Origin of the sequence: Ramlibacter sp. (assembly GCF_036676645.1) — a bacterium.
In the GTDB taxonomy this organism is placed as follows: Bacteria; Pseudomonadota; Gammaproteobacteria; order Burkholderiales; family Burkholderiaceae_C; genus Ramlibacter.
In genome coordinates, this window is record NZ_JAKFCM010000104.1 from 37,899 (window position 1) to 55,176 (window position 17,278).

Consider the following 17,278-nt stretch of genomic DNA (forward strand, 5'->3'; position numbering starts at 1 on the left):
CTCGTCGCGCCGGGACGGTGTGGCGGTTCAGTCGCTGGGCGGCGGCCGCTCCCGGGGGCGCAGCCCCAGCGGCGGCGCCACTTCCTCCAGCGGCCTGCGCTCGGCGTCCACGCCCCAGCGCAGGGCGATGACGGCCGCCACCAGCACCAGCGCGGCGCCGATCACGTAGCCGACGAAGACGTTGGCGCGGCTCCCGGTCTCGATCAGGGCGCCGAACAGCGCCGGAGCGGCAAAGCCGCCGACCGCGGTGCCCACGGCATAGAAGATCGAGATCGCGATCGCCCGCATCTCCAGCGGGAAGACCTCGCTGACCGTGAGGTAGGCCGAACTGGCGGCGGCCGAAGCGAGGAAGAACACCGCCGACCAGGCCAGCGTCTGGCCCACGGCGTCCAGCGTGCCGGCGACGAAGCCGATGTCGGTGAGCGCCAGGCCGATGCCCGACAGCGCATACGTCGCTGCGATCATGCGGCGCCGGCCGACGTGGTCGAACAGCGGCCCCAGCAGCAGCGGCCCCAGCACGTTGCCGGCGGCGAACGGGAAGATGAACAGGCCCACGCGCGCCGCGTCCACGTCGTAGAAGCGGGTGAGCACCAGCGCGTAGGTGAAGAAGATGGCGTTGTAGAAGAAGGCCTGCGACACCATCAGCGCCAGCACCACGGCGCTGCGCTGCGGGTAGCGGCGCAGCAGCACGTGCGCGATCTCGCCCAGGCTGGGCACGGTGGCGCGCCGCGCCGGCGGCGGCAAGGTCCGGGCCGGCGCCGTGGCGGCGCTGCCGCCGTGCACCGCCGCCTCGATGCCGGCGACGACGCGTTCGGCTTCCTGCGGGTGGCCGTGCGCGAGCAGCCAGCGCGGGCTCTCGGGCACGTGCCGGCGCACCAGCAGGATGGCCACGGCCATCACGGCGCCCAGCAGGAAGGCGGCGCGCCAGCCCAGTTCCGGGCCCAGCACGCGCGCATCCAGCAGCACCAGGCTCAGCAGGGCGCCCAGTGCCGCACCGATCCAGAAGCTGCCGTTGATGGCCAGGTTGACGCGGCCGCGCACCCGGGCCGGGATCAGCTCGTCGATCGCCGAGTTGATGGCGGCGTACTCGCCGCCTATGCCCAGGCCCGTGGCGAAGCGGCAGGCGGCGAAGCTGGCGAAGCCGGTGGAGAACGCCGTCGCCACCGTCGCGAGCATGTACACCGCCAGCGTGACCAGGAACAGGCGCTTGCGCCCGACCCGGTCGGCCAACCGGCCGAACACGAGGGCGCCGATCACCGCGCCGCCGACGTACAGCGAGCCGCTCCAGCCGATCTGGGCGGCGGTCATGGCCAGCGTATCGGGCCGCTCCAGCACGCCGCCGAGCGAGCCGACGATGGTGACCTCGAGCCCGTCCAGCACCCAGGCCACGCCCAGCGCCAGAACCAGCTTCCAGTGCCAGCGCGACCAGGGCAGGCGATCGAGGCGGGCGGGGATGTCGCTGCGGAGCACGCCGCCACTATGTCGGAAAAGCCGGCTGGATGGGTCCAGGCAGGAGGGGTGGCCGGCTCGAGGCCGCAACGACAGGCGCAGGTGTCGTCCGCCGGATTCCAGAGTCATTCCGGCGAAAGCCGGAATCGACCTCCCACCCCCGGCGAACGCGAGCGCGTGTTCAGCGCCCGGGTGATGGATTGCGGCTCGAGGCCGCAATGACAGGGCTGGGCATATGCCCCGCGCGCCGGCGGGCCCTCAGGGCACCAGCGTGGTCGGCCGGGCCACCGGCGCCGTTTGCGGGTAGTCGCGGCTGAAATGCAGGCCGCGGCTCTCGTGGCGGGACTGGGCCGAGCGCACGATCAGGTCGGCCACGGTCACCAGGTTGCGCAACTCCAGCAGGTCGCGGCTGACGTGGAAGTTGGCGTAGAACTCCTGGATCTCTTCCTGCAGCAGCCGGATGCGGTGGGCCGCGCGCTCCAGCCGCTTGTTGGTGCGGACGATGCCCACGTAGTCCCACATGAAGCGGCGCAGCTCGTCCCAGTTGTGCGAGATCACCACCGACTCGTCGGGGTCGGTGACCTGGCTGACGTCCCAGGCCGGCAGCTGCGGCACGGGCGGCAGCGGCGTGGCCTGGATGTCGCGCGTGGCGGCCCGGGCGAACACCATGCACTCGACCAGCGAGTTGCTGGCCAGCCGGTTGGCGCCGTGCAGGCCGGTGTAGGCGGTCTCGCCGATGGCATGCAGGCCGGGCAGGTCGGTGCGGCCGGCCAGGTCGCCGTGCACACCGCCGCAGGTGTAGTGCGCCGCCGGCACCACCGGGATCGGCTCGCGCGTGATGTCGATGCCCAGCTCCAGGCAGCGCGCGTGGATGGTGGGGAAGTGCTCGCGCACGAATTCGGGCGGCTGGTGCGAGATGTCCAGGTAGACGCAGTCCAGGCCGTGCTTCTTCATCTCGAAGTCGATGGCGCGGGCCACGATGTCGCGCGGCGCCAGTTCGGCGCGCGCATCGTGCTGCGGCATGAAGCGGGTGCCGTCCGGCAGCAGCAGGCGGCCGCCTTCGCCGCGCACCGCCTCGGTGATCAGGAAGCTCTTGACCAGCGGGTGGTACAGGCAGGTCGGGTGGAACTGGATGAACTCCATGTTCGTCACCCGGCAGCCGGCCCGCCACGCCGCCGCGATGCCGTCGCCGGTGGCGGTGTCGGGGTTGGTGGTGTACAGGTAGACCTTGCCGGCCCCGCCGGTGGCCAGGATGGTGTGCGGGGCGCGGAAGGTGAGCACCCGGTCGGCCCGTTCGTCCAGCGCGTACGCACCCAGGCAGCGCGGCGGCGCCTGGCCGATGCGCCGGCTGGTGATCAGGTCCACCAGCGTGTGGTGCTCGAACAGGCTGATGTTGGGGGTACGGCGCACGTGCTCGATCAGCGTCTGCTGCACGGCGGCGCCGGTGGCATCGGTCACGTGCACGATGCGGCGCGCACTGTGGCCGCCCTCGCGCGTCAGGTGCAGCTGGCCGTTCTCCTGGGAGAAGGGCACGCCCAGCTCGCGCAGCCAGGAAATGCTCTCCGGCGCGTGCTCGACCACGAAGCGGGTGGCCGCCGGATCGGACAGGCCGGCGCCGGCCACCAGCGTGTCGTCCACGTGCGAGTCGAAGCTGTCGCCCTCGGCCAGCACGGCGGCGATGCCGCCCTGGGCCCAGCCGCTGGAGCCGTCGGCCAGGGCGCGCTTGGTGATCACGGCAACCCGGTGCGTGGGCGCCAGGTGCAGCGCCGCCGACAGCCCGGCCAGGCCGCTGCCGACGATGACGACGTCGAAGTCGAGGGAGTTCATGCGTTCGGTGTCAGGCGGGCGGGGTCCAGCAGCATCTCATGCCGCCTGGTACGCGAGCCGCACGTAGATCGGCGCGAAGGCCTCGGCCTGGGTCAGCTCGATCAGCGTCTCCTTGGCCAGTTCCAGCGTCGCGATGAAAGTGACCACCAGCACCGGCACGCCGCGAGCGGGGTCGAACAGGTCCTCGAACGGCACGAAGCGGCGGCCCTGCAGCTTGCGCAACACGATGCTCATGTGCTCGCGGACCGAGAGCTCCTCGCGCGAGATCCGGTGGTGCTGCACCAGCTTCGCGCGCCTGAGGATGTCGTGCCAGGCCTCCTGCAGGTCGGCGACCTGGACGTCCGGGAAGCGCGGCTGCAGCGACTGCTCGATGTACACCTGCGCGCGCAGCACGTCGCGCCCGGCCTGCGGCAGCTCGTTCAGGCGCGCCGCGGCGAGCTTCATCTGCTCGTACTCCAGCAGGCGACGCACCAGCTCGGCACGGGGATCCTCCGGCTCCTGCCCTTCCGCCGCCTTGCGCGGCGGCAGCAGCATGCGCGACTTGATCTCGATCAGCATGGCCGCCATCAGCAGGTACTCGGCGGCCAGCTCCAGGTTGCGCGAGCGGATCTCCTCGACGTACTGCAGGTACTGGCGGGTCACCGCCGCCATCGGGATGTCGAGGATGTTGAAGTTCTGCTTGCGGATCAGGTACAGCAGCAGGTCCAGCGGGCCCTCGAAGGCCTCGAGGAACACCTCCAGTGCGTCGGGCGGGATGTACAGGTCGGTGGGCAGGGCGAACAGCGGCTCGCCGTACAGGCGCGCGAGCGCGACCTGGTCGACCACCTCGGGCATGCCGGGCACCTCCGGCGCAGCGGGTTGCGGCAGGGCCTCGCTGCTGTTTGCCACTTCAGAACTTGCCGGCCCTGCCGTAGTAGACGTAGGGGTTGGGCCGCACGCGCGCCTGCTTCCATTCGGCGAGCGCGTCCCGGTCGATGTGCTTGTCCCACAGCAGCGCGCGGCCGGCGCGCTGCTGCGCCTCGATGTGCGGCCGCTGCTCCTTGAGCCCTTCGATGAACTGGGTGACGTCGGACTGGTAGTCCGGCCGGCGGAAGATGCGGAGCAACTTGGACATAGACTGTGCGCGGTGAACGCCCGATTTTACCTGCGCGCCTCCATGGGATTCCTCGCCGCCCTGCTCGCCCTGTTGCCACTGGCCGGCTGCGACCAGCGCCGCATCGAAAAGCTCGAGGAGGGCGTGTCCACCGAGGCCGACGTGCGCGCGCAGTTCGGCGCCCCCGAGAACGTCTGGGACGAGCCGGGCGGCGCCCGCACCCTGGAATACAACCGCAACCCGGCGGGGCACGAGAACTACATGATCACCATAGCCCCGGACGGGAAGATGAGTGCGCTGCGGCAGGTGCTGAACCCGGCCACGTTCGCGAAAGTGCAGCCGGGCATGGCCATGGAGCAGGTGCGCCGCATGCTGGGCAAGCCGGCGAAGAAGACACCCTACGCCCTCAAGGCAGAAGAGGCCTGGGACTGGCGCTGGATGCAGATGCCCAACACGTCCATGGTGTTCACGGTGTGGTTCGACCGGGACTACCGGGTGGTGCGGACGACCACCGGGCCGGATCCGGAGGCGCCGGAGAACCGCGGCGGGCCGAGCCGCTGACGGGCCATCCCGGCGACGCCGGGGATCCGTCTCCTGCGGCTTGCGAGCGGTTGCACGCGTCCAGGGTGCCGGTGATGGATTGCGGCCCGAGGCCGCAATGACATGCCTGGTGGGGTGGCGCCTCCCGGCGCGAGTCAGCCGGCGATGCCCAGTTCCTGCGCAAATCCCGCCTGCTCGATCAGTTCCCGCGGCTGCTCGTGCAGGTTGTCCAGCCGCAGCGTGCCGCCTTTCTGCGCCACGGCCTTGTGCAGCTGGCGCAGCGTGTCCAGCCCGGAGGAGTCCATGTGCACCAGGTGCTGCGCATCCAGCACCACCTGCGGCCCGTCGGGGCCGTGCTCCACCGCGTCGAGGATGGGATCGATCCTGGCCGTCGCGCCGAAGAACAGCGAGCCGTACAGGCTGTAGTGCATGCGGCCATCGTCCGGTCCAGTGCGCTCCACGTTGAACAGCGCGCTCATCTTGTGGATGAACATCAGGCAAGCCGCCAGCAGCCCCACCTGCACCGCGACCGTGAGGTCGAACACCACGGTCAGCGCGAAGGTGCCCAGCAGCTTGAGCCGGTAGTCCGTGGGGTGGCGGCGCAGGTGCGCGAACTCGCGCCACTCGCCCATGTTCCAGGCCACGAAGAACAGGATGCCGGCCAGCACCGACAACGGCACCAGCAGCGCCAGCGGAGCGGCCAGCAGCACGATCAGGGCCAGGGTGAGTGCATGCACCACGCCGGCCACCGGGGTCGTGCCGCCGGCGCGGATGTTGGTCACCGTGCGGGCGATGGTGCCGGTGGCCGGCATGCCGCCGAAGAAAGGCACCACGAAGTTGGCCACCCCCTGCGCCATCAATTCCTGGTTGGGGTCGTGGCGCGGCAGGCCGGACACCTGGTCGGCCACCCGCGCGCACAGCAGCGACTCGATCGCGCCCAGCGCCGCGATGGTGAGCATGGGCGAGAACAGCAGCTTGACCGTCTCCCAGCTGAACTCCGGCAGGGCGAAGGGCGGCACCCCCCGCGGGATGCTGCCGAACCGGCTGCCGATGGTCTCCACCGGGAACTGCAGCAGGGAGGCCAGCGCCGTCAGCGTGACCAGCGCGACGATCGGGCCCGGGATGCGGGCGCCGACCTCGCTGGCACGGTCCAGGCCGGGCAGGTCCAGCGCCCGCTGCACCGGCGAGCGGGCGCTCCACAGCCGCGGCCAGAGCAGCAGGCCGGCGAAGCAGGCGATGCCCAGGCCGAAGGCATAGGGGTTGAAGCTGTCGATGTGCGCGCCCAGCGTCCTGAGCTGGGCGAAGAAGTCGGCCGGCATCTTCTCGATTTCCAGGCCCAGCCAGTCCTTGATCTGCGACGCGGCGATCAGCAGGGCGATGCCGTTGGTGAAGCCGATCACGATGCTCACCGGCACGTAGCGCACCAGCCGCCCCAGGCGCAGCAGGCCCATGGCGAACAGCAGCACGCCGGCGCCGGCGGTGGCGATCAGCAGGTTGGCCACGCCGTAGCGCTCGACGATGCCGTAGACGATGACGATGAAGGCGCCGGCCGGGCCGCCGATCTGCACGTGCGAGCCGCCCAGCAGCGAGATCAGCAGGCCCGCGATGATGGCCGTCCACAGGCCGGCCTGGGGCGTCAGGCCGGAGGCGATGGCGAAGGCCATGGCCAGGGGCAGGGCGACGATGCCGACGGTGGCACCCGCGCCGAGGTCGCGCACGGCACGGTCGCGGTCGTAGCCGCGCAGCGCATCCGCGATGCGCGGGCGAAAGGCGAAGGAAAAGGGCAAGGAAGGCTCCGGAAGTCGAACGAACGGGTGTTCAGCTCGTGGCCGGAGGGCCGCAGTGGTGCAGCCGGGTGATGAAGCGCCTGCGGCGCGTCAGGGGCAGGATGGGCGCTGGCGCCATGGGGCCGGATTCTAAGGGGCGCCCCCCGCCCTCAAGGCGCAAGCTGCGCGCGCACGTAGCCGGCCAGCGTGTGCAGCAGCCGGGTGAGATCGGCCTGCAGCGGCGCGAAGCCCTCGTTCGGCTCGCGCGTGGCCTCGTCCATGTACAGCGGCCGGCGGATCTCCACCTGCAGGCTGTGCCGGCGCAGTTGCGGCTGGCCGATGCGCTCGATCAGCTGCACGCCCTTGTACGGGTCGTTGCGCGCCACCGAGTAGCCGAAGCCGCGCAGCTCGCGCTCGACCAGGTCGACGAAGGCCGGCTCGCAGGTGCGGCCGTCACGGTCGCCGAGCACGAAGTCGGCCAGCGGGCGCGGGCTGTCGATCTGCAGCCGCTGGTAGGCGTCGTTGGGCATGGAATGCAGGTTCAGGTGCCACACGGCGCCGGAATCGCGCCGGGCCTGCTCGATGCAGCCGGCCAGCGCCTGGTGGTAGGGGCGCCAGCAGCGCTCGATGCGAGCCTGCACCTCGGCCACGGAGAGCTTGCGGTCGTAGATCGGGACGCCGGCGCGGATGTTGCGCCAGACCAGCCCGAAGCCGAGCCGGGTCTTCTCGCCGGGCGCCAGCGGGGTCGGCCAGGGGGCGTCCAGCAGCCCGGGGTCGAGATCGTCCTCGCTGCGATTGGGATCGATGTAGGTGCGCGGGAAGTGCGCGGCCAGCAGCGTGCCGCCGACCGCCGGTACCGCGCCCCAGAGCGCATCCACGTGCGTGTCCTCGCCGCCGCGCAGCTGCGGCAGCGGCACGGCGGGTCGGTAGTCGTCGGGGTACCAGGTGCCGCTGTGCGGCGAGTCGCACACCAGCGGCACCGCGGGGCCGGTCGGCCGCCGCAGGGTGAAGGGACTCAAAGGCGTGCTCAGTCGATGGTGATCTTCGCCATTTGCGCCACCCGGGCGTAGCGCTCCATCGCCTGGCGGATCTGCTGGCCGAACTGCTCGGGCGTGTTGGGGATCAGCGTCGCGCCCGACTCGTCCATCTTGCGAATGAACTCGGGGTTCTTCATGGCCTTGTGGAAGGCCTGGTTCAGCCTGGCGACGATCTCCGGCGGCGTGCCCTGCGGCGCCACCACGCCGAACCAGCCGCCGCCGCCCATCTGCGGGAAGCCCAGCTCGCCGTAGGTGGGCACGTCGGGCAGCGCGGGCGAGCGCTTTTCCGACAGCACCGCCAGCGCGCGCAGCTTGCCGGACTTGATGTGCGGCAGCGCCGAGGGCAGGTTGTCGGTGATCGCATCGACCTGGCCGCCGAGCGCGTCGTTCATCGCCAGCCCCGCGCCCTTGTAGGGCACGTGCAGCATCTTCATCTGCGCCAGCGCCATGAAGTGCTCGATGTTGGCGTGGCCCAGCGAACCGGTGCCCGGCGAGGCGAAGCTCAGCTTCTCGGGGTTGGCCTTGGCCGCCGCGATGAACTGCTTCATGTCCTGCGCCGGCACCTTGGGGTTGACCGCGAACACGCTGGGCGTGGTGGCCACGTTGGTGATGGGGGCGAAGTCCTTGACCGGGTCGTACTTGAGCTTGCTGCCGTACACCGCCGGGTTGCTGCCGTGGGTGCTGACGGTGGCCATGCCCAGGGTGTAGCCGTCCGGCCTGGCCTTGGAGACGAACTCCATGCCCAGCGAGCCGCCGGCGCCGGCCTTGTTCTCCACCACGATGCTCTGGCCCAGTTCACGGCCGCCGTATTCGGCGATCAGGCGAGCGGCCAGGTCGGTGGAGCCGCCCGGGGCGAACGGCACGATCAGCTTGATCGGCTGCGAGGGGTAGTTCGCCTGCGCCTGCACGCCGCCGGCGGCCGCGAGGGCGGCCGCGCAGGCCAGGGTCTTGAGGAAGTGCCGGGTCTTCATGGATGGGGTTCGGGGTGGTTGGAACTGCGCGGCAGGGTAGGCGCACGGGCTCCGGCGGGCAAACGACTTTTGGGCTCCGGGTGATGACATGCTGTAATCGCAGCATGGCCCTTCGCAGTCCTTCGCTGGTGGAGCTGCACGCCTTCGTGGCGGTGGCGCGAACCGGCAGTTTCCGCAAGGCAGCCGATCGCCTGTTCGTCACCCAGGCGGCGGTCAGCCGCGCCGTGCTGAGGCTGGAGGAGCAGCTCGGCGTGGACGTGCTTGCGCGCTCGGGCGCCGGCGTGCGCCTGACCGAAGCGGGCACGCAACTGCTGCGCCGGATCGAGAAACCGCTGGCCGCGCTGGAGCAGGCCGCGGCGGACCTGCGGCGCAAGCCCGACCGCCTGCGGCTGCGTCTGTCGGTCGTGACCAGCCTGGGCAACCTGTGGCTGATGCCGCGACTGGAGGATTTCCGTGCGCGCCATCCCGAAGTGGAGCTGGAGTTCCGCCAGTACCACCACGACGAGGACTTCCAGCGCGAGGACGTGGACCTGTGGATCGCGCTCAAGCCGCAGCGCGGCCAGGCCTGGCCGCGCCAGATCGCGGCGCAGTACCTGGTCGGCCGCGAGATCGTGGCGGTGTGCGCGCCGCCGGTGGGCGCCCGCATCCGCTCGGCGGCGGACCTGGTGCGGCAACCCTTGCTCTACCACTCGAACTACCCGGACAACTGGCTGCTGTGGGCGCAGGCGGCGGGCGTGCAACTGCCCGCCGGCTGGCGCGGCACCGGCTTCGACCTGGTGATGAACCTGATCGAGGCCGCGCGCAGCGGCATGGGGGTGGCGGTGGTGCAGAAGTGCATGGTGGAAGGCGATCTGGCGGCGGGCCGGCTGGCCATGCCGGTGCCGGGCGCCGCCTCGACCGGCCGCGGCTACTACTTGTGCCGGCGCCGCGCGCTGGGCGCGCACCCGGCTGCGGAGCGGTTCTCCGAGTGGGTGCTGGAGCAGGCAGCGGTGAGTGAGGGTACGGCGCCGGCGTGATGCCGGCGCTTCAGCGCACCCGCATGCCGGGCAGGGCGCCTTCCCACGGCTCCAGCACGAAGATGCCGGGATGGGCCTTCTCGTCGGCGTGGCTGGCGGCCAGCACCATGCCCTCGCTCACGCCGAACTTCATCTTGCGCGGCGCCAGGTTGGCCACCACCACGGTGAGCTTGCCGGCCAGCTGCCCGGGCTGGTAGGCCGAGGCAATGCCGGAGAACACCTTGCGCAGCCGGCCTTCGCCCACGTCCAGCGTCAGCTGCAGCAGCTTGGTCGAGCCTTGCACCGGCTGGCAATCGACGATCTTCGCGATGCGCAAGTCCACCTTGGCGAAGTCGTCGATCGTGATTTCGGCCGCCAGCGCCTCGCCGCCCGGCTCGTGCGCTCCGACCGCGGCAGGAGGCTTTGCACGGCCTGCGCCGGTAGCGGAAGGCCGCGGCGCCGGTGCTGCCGCCTTCGCTTCTTCCGGCAACTCGAACAACGCATCCAGCTGCTTGCCCTCGACGCGTTGCATCAGGTGCCTGTACGCCCCGACCTGGTGTCCGGCACCCAGCGGCGTCGCCGCATTGGACCAATCCAGCGGGTCGCATTGCAGGAACGCCTCCGCCTGTTGCGCCAGCGCCGGCAGGATGGGCTTGAGGCAGGCCGTCATGACCTTGAACGATTCCAGGCATTCCGAGCACACCAGCGCGGCCTCGTCGGCCTTGCCTTCCTTGACCAGCTTCCAGGGCGCCGCCGCGTCGAAGCGCAGGTTCACCTCGTCGGCGAACGCCATGATCTCGCGCACCGCCTTGCCGTACTCGCGCCCTTCGTACAGGTTGCGCACCTCGTCGACCAGCCGCGTGGCGCGCGTTTCCTCGCCGCCGAACGAACCCACCAGCGCCCCGCCCGGCACGAACTTCGCGGCCCGGCTGGCGATGTTCACGTACTTGCCGATCAGGTCGGCGTTGACGCGGGCGATGAAGTCGTCGGGATTGAAGTCGACGTCCTCCACCTTGCCATTGAGCTTGGCGGCGATGTAGTAGCGCAGCCACTCGGGGTTCATGCCGATGGACAGGTAGCGCAGCGGGTCGATGCCGGTGCCGCGGCTCTTGCTCATCTTCTCGCCGCTGACGGTGATGAAGCCGTGCACGTTGATCTGGCTGGGCAACTTGCGGCCGGAAAAGCGCAGCACGGCCGGCCAGAAGAGGGTGTGGAAATAGACGATGTCCTTGCCGATGAAGTGCACCTGCTCCACGGCGGGGTCGGCCACGAACTGCTCGAAGCCGGCGTCGGTGCGGGACGGGGCGTGCCAGTGATCCTTGGCCTGGCCCTTGTCGAAGTGGTTCTTCAGGCTGGCCAGGTAGCCGATCGGTGCGTCCAGCCAGACGTAGAAGTACTTGCCCGGCGCGTCCGGGATCCCGATACCGAAGTAGGGTGCGTCGCGGCTGATGTCCCAGTCGGCCAGGCCGGCTTCGAACCACTCGCTGGCCTTCTTCGCCATTTCCGGCTGCAGCTTGCCGTCCTGGGTCCAGGCCTTGAGGAAGTCGACCACCCGCGGGTCGGACAGCTTGAAGAAGCAGTGCTCCGAGCTGCGCAGCTCGGGGCGCGCGCCGCTGAGGGTGGAGTAGGGCTCGATCAGGTCGGTGGGCGAATAGACGCTGCTGCAGACCTCGCAGCTGTCGCCGTACTGGTCCTTGGCATGGCAGTTGGGGCACTCGCCCTTGATGTAGCGGTCCGGCAGGAACATGCCCTTGACCGGGTCGTAGAACTGCTCGATGGTGCGCGTGGTCACCATCCCGTTGGCCTTGAGCGCCTTGTAGATGCCCTGGGCCAGCTCGGTGTTCTCCGGGCTGTCGGTGGAATGCCAGTTGTCGAAGCGGACGTGGAAGCCGTCCAGGTATTCCTTGCGGCCGGCGGCGATGCCCGCCACGAACTGCTGCGGCGTCTGGCCGGCCTTTTCCGCCGCGATCATGATCGGCGCGCCGTGCGCGTCGTCGGCGCCCACGAAATGCACCATGTGCCCGCCCATGCGCTGGTGGCGCACCCAGATGTCGGCCTGGATGTACTCCATGATGTGGCCGATGTGGAACTTGCCGTTGGCGTAGGGCAGGGCGGTGGTGACGAAAAGCTTGCGCTGGCGCATGGGTTGCCTGTGCGGAGGGAACCAGCGATTTTAGGCGGGCCGCCCCGCGCGACCCCCCGGCCGCCCCGGCCCGCCGCGGCCTCGCCTGCTCTTGCGTAGTCCCCTCGTCGCAAAGGGCTGCCGGCCGGGACATTTCCGCGGCCTGCAACAATGGGGCCATGGCGACATCCGATCAAGTGCTGGCCGCGCTCGCGGCCGTGAAGGACCCCAACACGGGCTCCGATTTCGTCTCGGCCAAGGCGGTGAAGAACCTGCAGGTCGACGGCGGCGACGTGGCGTTCGACGTCGAGCTCGGCTACCCGGCGAAAAGCCAGGTGCCGGCGCTGCGGCAGGCGCTGGTGGCTGCGGCCCGATCGGTGCCGGGCGTGTCCAACGTCTCCGTCAACGTCGCGACCCGGGTGGTGGCCCATGCCGTGCAGCGTGGCGTGCAGCTGATGCCCAACGTCAAGAACATCATCGCGGTGGCCTCCGGCAAGGGCGGCGTGGGCAAGAGCACCACGGCGGTCAACCTGGCGCTGGCCCTGGCGGCCGAGGGTGCGGCGGTGGGCGTGCTCGACGCCGACATCTACGGACCCAGCCAGCCCATGATGATGGGCATCGAAGGGCGCCCGTCCAGCGCGGACGGCAAGACCATGGACCCGATGGAGAACTACGGGGTGCAGGTCATGTCGATCGGCTTCCTGGTCAACCAGGACGAGGCCATGATCTGGCGCGGCCCCATGGCCACCCAGGCGCTGGAGCAGCTGTTGCGCCAGACCAACTGGCGCGAGCTCGACTACCTGGTGGTCGACCTGCCGCCCGGCACCGGCGACATCCAGCTGACGCTGTCGCAGCGCGTGCCCATGACCGGCGCGGTGATCGTCACCACGCCGCAGGACATCGCGCTGCTCGACGCCAAGAAGGCGGTCACCATGTTCGAGAAGGTGGGCGTGCCCATCCTGGGGCTGGTGGAGAACATGGCCATGCACGTGTGCAGCAACTGCGGCCACGTCGAGCACATCTTCGGCGAGGGCGGCGGCAAGCGCTACGCGGCCGAGCGCGGCCTCGACTACCTGGGCGCGCTGCCGCTGGACATCAGCATCCGGCTGCAGGCCGATGGCGGCAAGCCGACCGTGGTGTCCGACCCGGACGGCCGGCTGGCGGGCATCTACAAGGACGTGGCCCGGCAGGTGGCGGTGAAGATCGCGGCCCGCTCGAAGGACTTCTCCTCGAAGTTCCCGACCATCTCCGTCTCGAAGTCCACCTGAGGAAGCCTGCCGGTGCCCGGCAGCCCGCCGGCGGGGCGAGGTCAGCCGCGGGCCGACCTCCGTGGAGCCGCCCGCAGGCCCTGGGCAGAAGGGGCGAGCGGCCGCGGTGCGCGGCACACGGGTCGATCGAGCCCGGGCCGTACGCGCGAGACCCCGCGGATTCCCCCATTCCGCTGGCTGGCAGGCAGGTCAGAATGGGGCCATGGAGTGCCCCCACATCGACGTCGCCGTGGTCATGCGCAAGGTGCGCCAGGCCAGCCAGTGGCAGCCCTGGCGCTGGGAGCTGGCCGACGTCGTGCTCAACGAGCAGGCCTTCGGAACCGGGCCGCGCCGGCTCCACCAGGACGAGGGCGGCGAGACCTGGCTGCACCCGGGGCTGCGCGTGGAGCTCTACCGCGACGAGGCCGAGGGCTATTTCCTGAACATCACCTCGCCGGCGCCCTGCTGGTTCGTGCTGTGGCGCATGGAGGAGCAGGCGAGCGTCGCGCCCGAACCGCTGGCGCGGCCCTTCATCGTGACGCTGAGCTACAACGAGGGCGCCCGCTGGCTGGATTCGCAGGAGATCGTGGAGCAGGTACTGGCCCCGGCCGAGGTCGTCGAATGGATGGGCGCGTTCGTCGGCGAGCACTACGTGCCGGAACCGCGCAAGCGCAAGCGCCCGGAAAGCTTCCGTCGGCTGGAAGACCGCTTCGGCAACCCGGCTTCGGTGACCACCGAGAAGAAGTACGGGGGCGGCGGCCATGGCTGACGGGTTCCTGGGCCGCTGGTCCAGGCGCAAGGAGGCGGTGCGCAAGGGCGAGCCGGTAGAGCCGGAGAAGGTCGCGGCCGCCGTGCCCGCATCCGAGCCCGTCCCTCAACCCCTGGGCGGAGCGCGGCCGGATGAGGCTTCCCCCCTGCCGGAGTCCGGAGTCGCTCCCGAGCAACGGCCGCCTCCCACCGTCGCCGACACCGAGTTCCTGACGCCCGCGTCCGACTTCTCGCGCTTCGTGCGCCCCGATGTCGCGCCCGAGGTGAAGAACGCGGCGCTGAAGAAGCTCTTCGCCGACCCGCACTTCAATGTGATGGACGGCCTCGACGTCTACATCGACGACTACGGCAAGCCCGATCCGCTTCCCGAGTCGGTCGTGCGGCAACTCGCCAGCGTGCAATTCCTCGGCCTGTTCCGCGAGGAGGAGCGCAAGGACGAGCCGGCCGGCGGCCCAAGGGAAGACGAGGACGGCGCGACCCGCGCATCCGTGGCACAGTCGGGCGAAGACCAGGCGGCCGATGAGTCCAGCAGGCCGCCGCCACAAGCAGGACCCGACCATGGCCACGCTGATCTGCGATTGCAACCGGACGATGCCCCTGGACCCCCAGGCCCTGGGGCGGGCTCTGGATGAGAAGCTGACGCTTCACTCCACCCTGTGCCGCCGCGAGGCCGCCGCCTTCCAGCAGGCCATCCGCAGCGGCGAGGAAGTGGTGGTCGCCTGTACGCAGGAGAAGCGCCTGTTCGGCGAACTCGGCCGCGAGACCGAAGGGGCGGTCTCGCCGGTCCGCTTCGTCAACATCCGCGAAACCGGCGGCTGGAGCCGTGACGCGAAGGCGGCAGGCCCCAAGATCGCCGCCCTGCTGGCCGCCGCCCGCCTGCCCGAGCCGGACCCGGTCCCCACCGTCGGCTACGACAGCAGCGCCGCGCGCCTGCTGGTGATCGGCCCGCTGGAGCAGGCCGAGCGGTTCGCGGCGTTGGCCGGCGAGGGCCTGCGGCCGACCCTCCTGTCCACCGGCGGCAGCGGCTCGCAGGAGCGCCGCTGGCCGGTGCTGGCCGGGCGCATCGACAGCCTGCGCGGCTGGCTCGGCGCGTTCCAGCTGGCGTGGACGCAGGACAACCCGATCGACCTCGACCTGTGCACGCGCTGCAATGCCTGCATCGCCGCCTGCCCGGAAAGCGCCATCGGGCTGGACTACCAGGTCGACCTGCAGGCCTGCCGGAGCCATCGCGAGTGCGTGAAGGTGTGCCAGGCCGCCGGTGCCATCGATTTCGGGCGCGAACCGCAATCGCACACCGATGCCTTCGACCTGGTGCTGGACCTGCGCGAGCAGCCCGGCTTCCTGCAGCATGCGCCGCCCCAGGGCTACTTCCACCTGCCCCCGGCCAAGGCCGCCGGGGCCGCGGCACTGGATACGCTGCTGCGCCTGCGCGACCTGGTGGGCGAGTTCGACAAGCCGAGGTTCGTCGCCTACAAGCAGAAGCTGTGCGCGCACTCGCGCAACGGGCGCACCGGCTGCACGGCCTGCGTGGACGTCTGCTCGGCCGAGGCGATCGGCAGCGACCGGACGCACCAGCAGGTCAAGGTCAACTTCCACCTCTGCGTGGGCTGCGGCGCCTGCACCACCGTCTGCCCGACCGGGGCCCTGACCTATGCCTATCCACGGCCGGAGGACCAGGGCGCGAAGATCCGCACGCTGCTGTCCGCCTACGAGAAGGCGGGTGGCCGCGCGCCCATCCTGCTGCTGCACTCGCAGGAGCGCGGGCGCGAGCTGGTCGAGGAACTGGGCCGCGCCGCAGGTGTGGGCGCGGCCGCAGGCGTGCCGGCGAACGTGATCCCGGTGCCGCTGTGGCACGCGGCCAGCACGGGCATCGAGCTGTGGCTGGCGGCCGTGGCCCAGGGCGCCGCGCACGTGGCGGTGCTGGCCACGGGGGAAGAAGCCCCGCAGTACCTCGAGGCCCTGCAGCAGCAGATGCAGGTGGCGCAGGCCATGCTCGAGGGGCTGGGTTACGCCGGCAGCCACCTGAGCCTGGTGCAAAGCCGCAATCCCACCGACCTGGACCAGGACCTGCAGTTGCTCGCCCGGCGAACGGGCGCGGTGCCGCAGCAGCGGGCCCGGTTCGCCGCTGCAGCCGACAAGCGCGTGACGCTGGATCTCGCGATCGACCACCTGATCGAGCAGGCGCCGGCGCAGCCCGAGGCCATCGTCCTGCCGGCCGGTGCTCCGATCGGCGCGGTGGCGGTCGACGCCGACAAGTGCACGCTGTGCATGAGCTGCGTGGGGGCATGCCCGTCCAGCGCGCTGCTGGACAACCCGCAGCAGCCGCAACTGCGCTTCATCGAGAAGAACTGCGTGCAGTGCGGGCTGTGCGCCGGCACCTGCCCCGAGAAGGCGATCGTCCTGCAGCCGCGGCTGCTGGCCTCCCCGGAACGCAAGCAGCCGCGCGTGCTCAACGAGGCCCAGCCCTATGCCTGCATCCGCTGCGGCAAGCCCTTCGGCACCGGCAAGGCGATCGAGTCCATGCTGGCGCGGCTGGCCGGCCACTCCATGTTCCAGGGCGCGGCGCTGGAACGCCTGAAGATGTGCGGCGACTGCCGCGTGATCGACCTGTACTCCGCCACCGACGAGGTGAAGATCACCGATGTCTGAAGCCCTTCCCGTGTCGTCCGCGCTGGACGAGGAGACCGCGCGCGCCGAGGTCTATGGCCTGCTGGCGCAGCTCTGGTACGCGCCGCCCGGTGCGGACCTGCTGGCCCGGCTGCAGGTCGCGGTGACCGAGGCGCCTGCCGCCGGCGCTTTCCTGGAAGAGCCCTGGCGCACCTTCGTCGGCGTGGCGCGCGAGACCACCGCCGCCCAGGCTGCGGCCGAGTACGACGCGCTGTTCGGCGGCGTCGGCAAGCCCGAGTGCTACCTGTTCGGCTCGCACTACCTGGCCGGATTCCTCAACGAGCGGCCGCTGGCGAGATTGCGCGACGACCTGGGCGCGCTCGGCCTCACGCGCGACGAAATGACCATGCCGGAGACGGAGGACCATGTCGCCTACCTGTGCGAGGTGATGCGCTACCTCATCGCAGGCGACGATCCGCCCCCGGCCGGCGATAGCCCTGCGCAGCGAAGCGGTACGGCGGATGGCGAGGCGGCGGTCGCCAACCTCGCGCGCCAGCGCGACTTCTTCGCCGCGCACCTGCAGCCCTGGGTGGGCGAGATGTGCCATGCGGTCGCAGCCCACCCTTCGGCGCGGCTCTACGCGGCGCTGGCCGGCTTTTCGCAGGCCTTCTTCCAGGTGGAGCAGCAGGGATTCGATCTTCTCGCCTGAAGCTCGGGTTTACCCGAATTACAGCCCCGGCAGGGGCGCAGAAGTGCCACTCTTCGCACGATGGCCTGTCGTGGGCATACAAGACTTTGGTAGCTGGGAATTACCCTGTGTTCAAGCCCCAGCAAATGGCTATGCTGCGGCTTGCAT

Annotated in this window: 15 protein-coding genes; 7 read left to right on the forward strand and 8 right to left on the reverse strand. The window is 70.5% G+C overall.

What is annotated here, in order from left to right; genetic code table 11:
• Positions 1–27 precede the first annotated feature (27 nt).
• The 4 genes from V6M57_RS15440 to V6M57_RS15455 form a co-directional block, all read right to left on the reverse strand.
• Entirely contained in the window at positions 28–1,470 is a 1,443-nt protein-coding gene (locus V6M57_RS15440) for an MFS transporter (RefSeq protein ID WP_332815889.1), read from the reverse strand.
• Positions 1,471–1,707: 237 nt separating this feature from the next.
• Positions 1,708–3,276 carry an L-aspartate oxidase gene (gene nadB / locus V6M57_RS15445; protein WP_332815890.1) on the reverse strand — a complete coding sequence of 523 codons (1,569 nt, stop codon included), beginning with the start codon at positions 3,274–3,276 and terminating at the stop codon, positions 1,708–1,710.
• A gap of 36 nt (positions 3,277–3,312) precedes the next feature.
• Positions 3,313–4,110 (reverse strand): segregation and condensation protein A, encoded by a 798-nt coding sequence (locus V6M57_RS15450; protein WP_332816126.1) that lies wholly within the window; start codon positions 4,108–4,110, stop codon positions 3,313–3,315.
• 55 nt (positions 4,111–4,165) lie between these two features.
• Positions 4,166–4,390, reverse strand: coding sequence for a DUF3460 family protein (locus tag V6M57_RS15455; protein WP_332815891.1), 225 nt, complete (start codon positions 4,388–4,390; stop codon positions 4,166–4,168).
• Between the two features lie 42 nt (positions 4,391–4,432).
• Between V6M57_RS15455 and bamE the strand changes: the two genes are divergently transcribed.
• Positions 4,433–4,930 carry an outer membrane protein assembly factor BamE domain-containing protein gene (gene bamE / locus V6M57_RS15460; protein WP_332816127.1) on the forward strand — a complete coding sequence of 166 codons (498 nt, stop codon included), beginning with the start codon at positions 4,433–4,435 and terminating at the stop codon, positions 4,928–4,930.
• A 134-nt stretch (positions 4,931–5,064) separates the two neighbouring features.
• Here bamE and V6M57_RS15465 read toward each other — a convergent pair whose 3' ends face one another.
• The 3 genes from V6M57_RS15465 to V6M57_RS15475 form a co-directional block, all read right to left on the reverse strand.
• Positions 5,065–6,696: a SulP family inorganic anion transporter gene (locus V6M57_RS15465; RefSeq protein WP_332815892.1), complete on the reverse strand. Its 1,632-nt coding sequence runs from the start codon at positions 6,694–6,696 to the stop codon at positions 5,065–5,067.
• A gap of 149 nt (positions 6,697–6,845) precedes the next feature.
• Positions 6,846–7,694, reverse strand: coding sequence for an N-formylglutamate amidohydrolase (locus V6M57_RS15470; protein ID WP_332815893.1), 849 nt, complete (start codon positions 7,692–7,694; stop codon positions 6,846–6,848).
• Positions 7,695–7,702: 8 nt separating this feature from the next.
• Positions 7,703–8,683 carry a tripartite tricarboxylate transporter substrate binding protein BugE gene (locus V6M57_RS15475; protein ID WP_332815894.1) on the reverse strand — a complete coding sequence of 327 codons (981 nt, stop codon included), beginning with the start codon at positions 8,681–8,683 and terminating at the stop codon, positions 7,703–7,705.
• A gap of 104 nt (positions 8,684–8,787) precedes the next feature.
• Between V6M57_RS15475 and V6M57_RS15480 the strand changes: the two genes are divergently transcribed.
• Complete coding sequence (locus tag V6M57_RS15480; protein ID WP_332815895.1) at positions 8,788–9,699, forward strand: LysR substrate-binding domain-containing protein; 912 nt, start codon at positions 8,788–8,790, stop codon at positions 9,697–9,699.
• Positions 9,700–9,709: 10 nt separating this feature from the next.
• Here V6M57_RS15480 and metG read toward each other — a convergent pair whose 3' ends face one another.
• The gene (gene metG / locus V6M57_RS15485) at positions 9,710–11,821 is read right to left on the reverse strand and encodes a methionine--tRNA ligase (protein WP_332815896.1); all 2,112 of its coding nucleotides are present in this window, start codon (positions 11,819–11,821) and stop codon (positions 9,710–9,712) included.
• Between the two features lie 158 nt (positions 11,822–11,979).
• On the opposite strand from metG, the gene apbC reads away from it, so the two are divergent.
• The 5 genes from apbC to V6M57_RS15510 all read left to right on the forward strand — a co-directional run bounded on the left by apbC (position 11,980) and on the right by V6M57_RS15510 (position 17,131).
• A complete protein-coding gene (gene apbC, locus V6M57_RS15490; RefSeq protein WP_332815897.1) occupies positions 11,980–13,068 on the forward strand; it encodes an iron-sulfur cluster carrier protein ApbC in 1,089 nt (362 codons plus the stop codon).
• Between the two features lie 202 nt (positions 13,069–13,270).
• On the forward strand, positions 13,271–13,816 hold the full coding sequence (locus tag V6M57_RS15495; protein WP_332815898.1) for a DUF3305 domain-containing protein: 546 nt from the start codon (positions 13,271–13,273) through the stop codon (positions 13,814–13,816).
• Positions 13,809–14,447, forward strand: coding sequence for a DUF3306 domain-containing protein (locus tag V6M57_RS15500; RefSeq protein ID WP_332815899.1), 639 nt, complete (start codon positions 13,809–13,811; stop codon positions 14,445–14,447). Before V6M57_RS15495 ends, V6M57_RS15500 begins: the two co-directional genes overlap by 8 nt.
• The gene (locus V6M57_RS15505; protein ID WP_332815900.1) at positions 14,374–16,464 is read left to right on the forward strand and encodes a 4Fe-4S binding protein; all 2,091 of its coding nucleotides are present in this window, start codon (positions 14,374–14,376) and stop codon (positions 16,462–16,464) included. The genes V6M57_RS15500 and V6M57_RS15505 overlap by 74 nt, the downstream gene beginning before the upstream one ends.
• On the forward strand, positions 16,457–17,131 hold the full coding sequence (locus tag V6M57_RS15510; RefSeq protein WP_332815901.1) for a TorD/DmsD family molecular chaperone: 675 nt from the start codon (positions 16,457–16,459) through the stop codon (positions 17,129–17,131). Before V6M57_RS15505 ends, V6M57_RS15510 begins: the two co-directional genes overlap by 8 nt.
• The last annotated feature ends 147 nt before the right edge of the window (positions 17,132–17,278 follow it).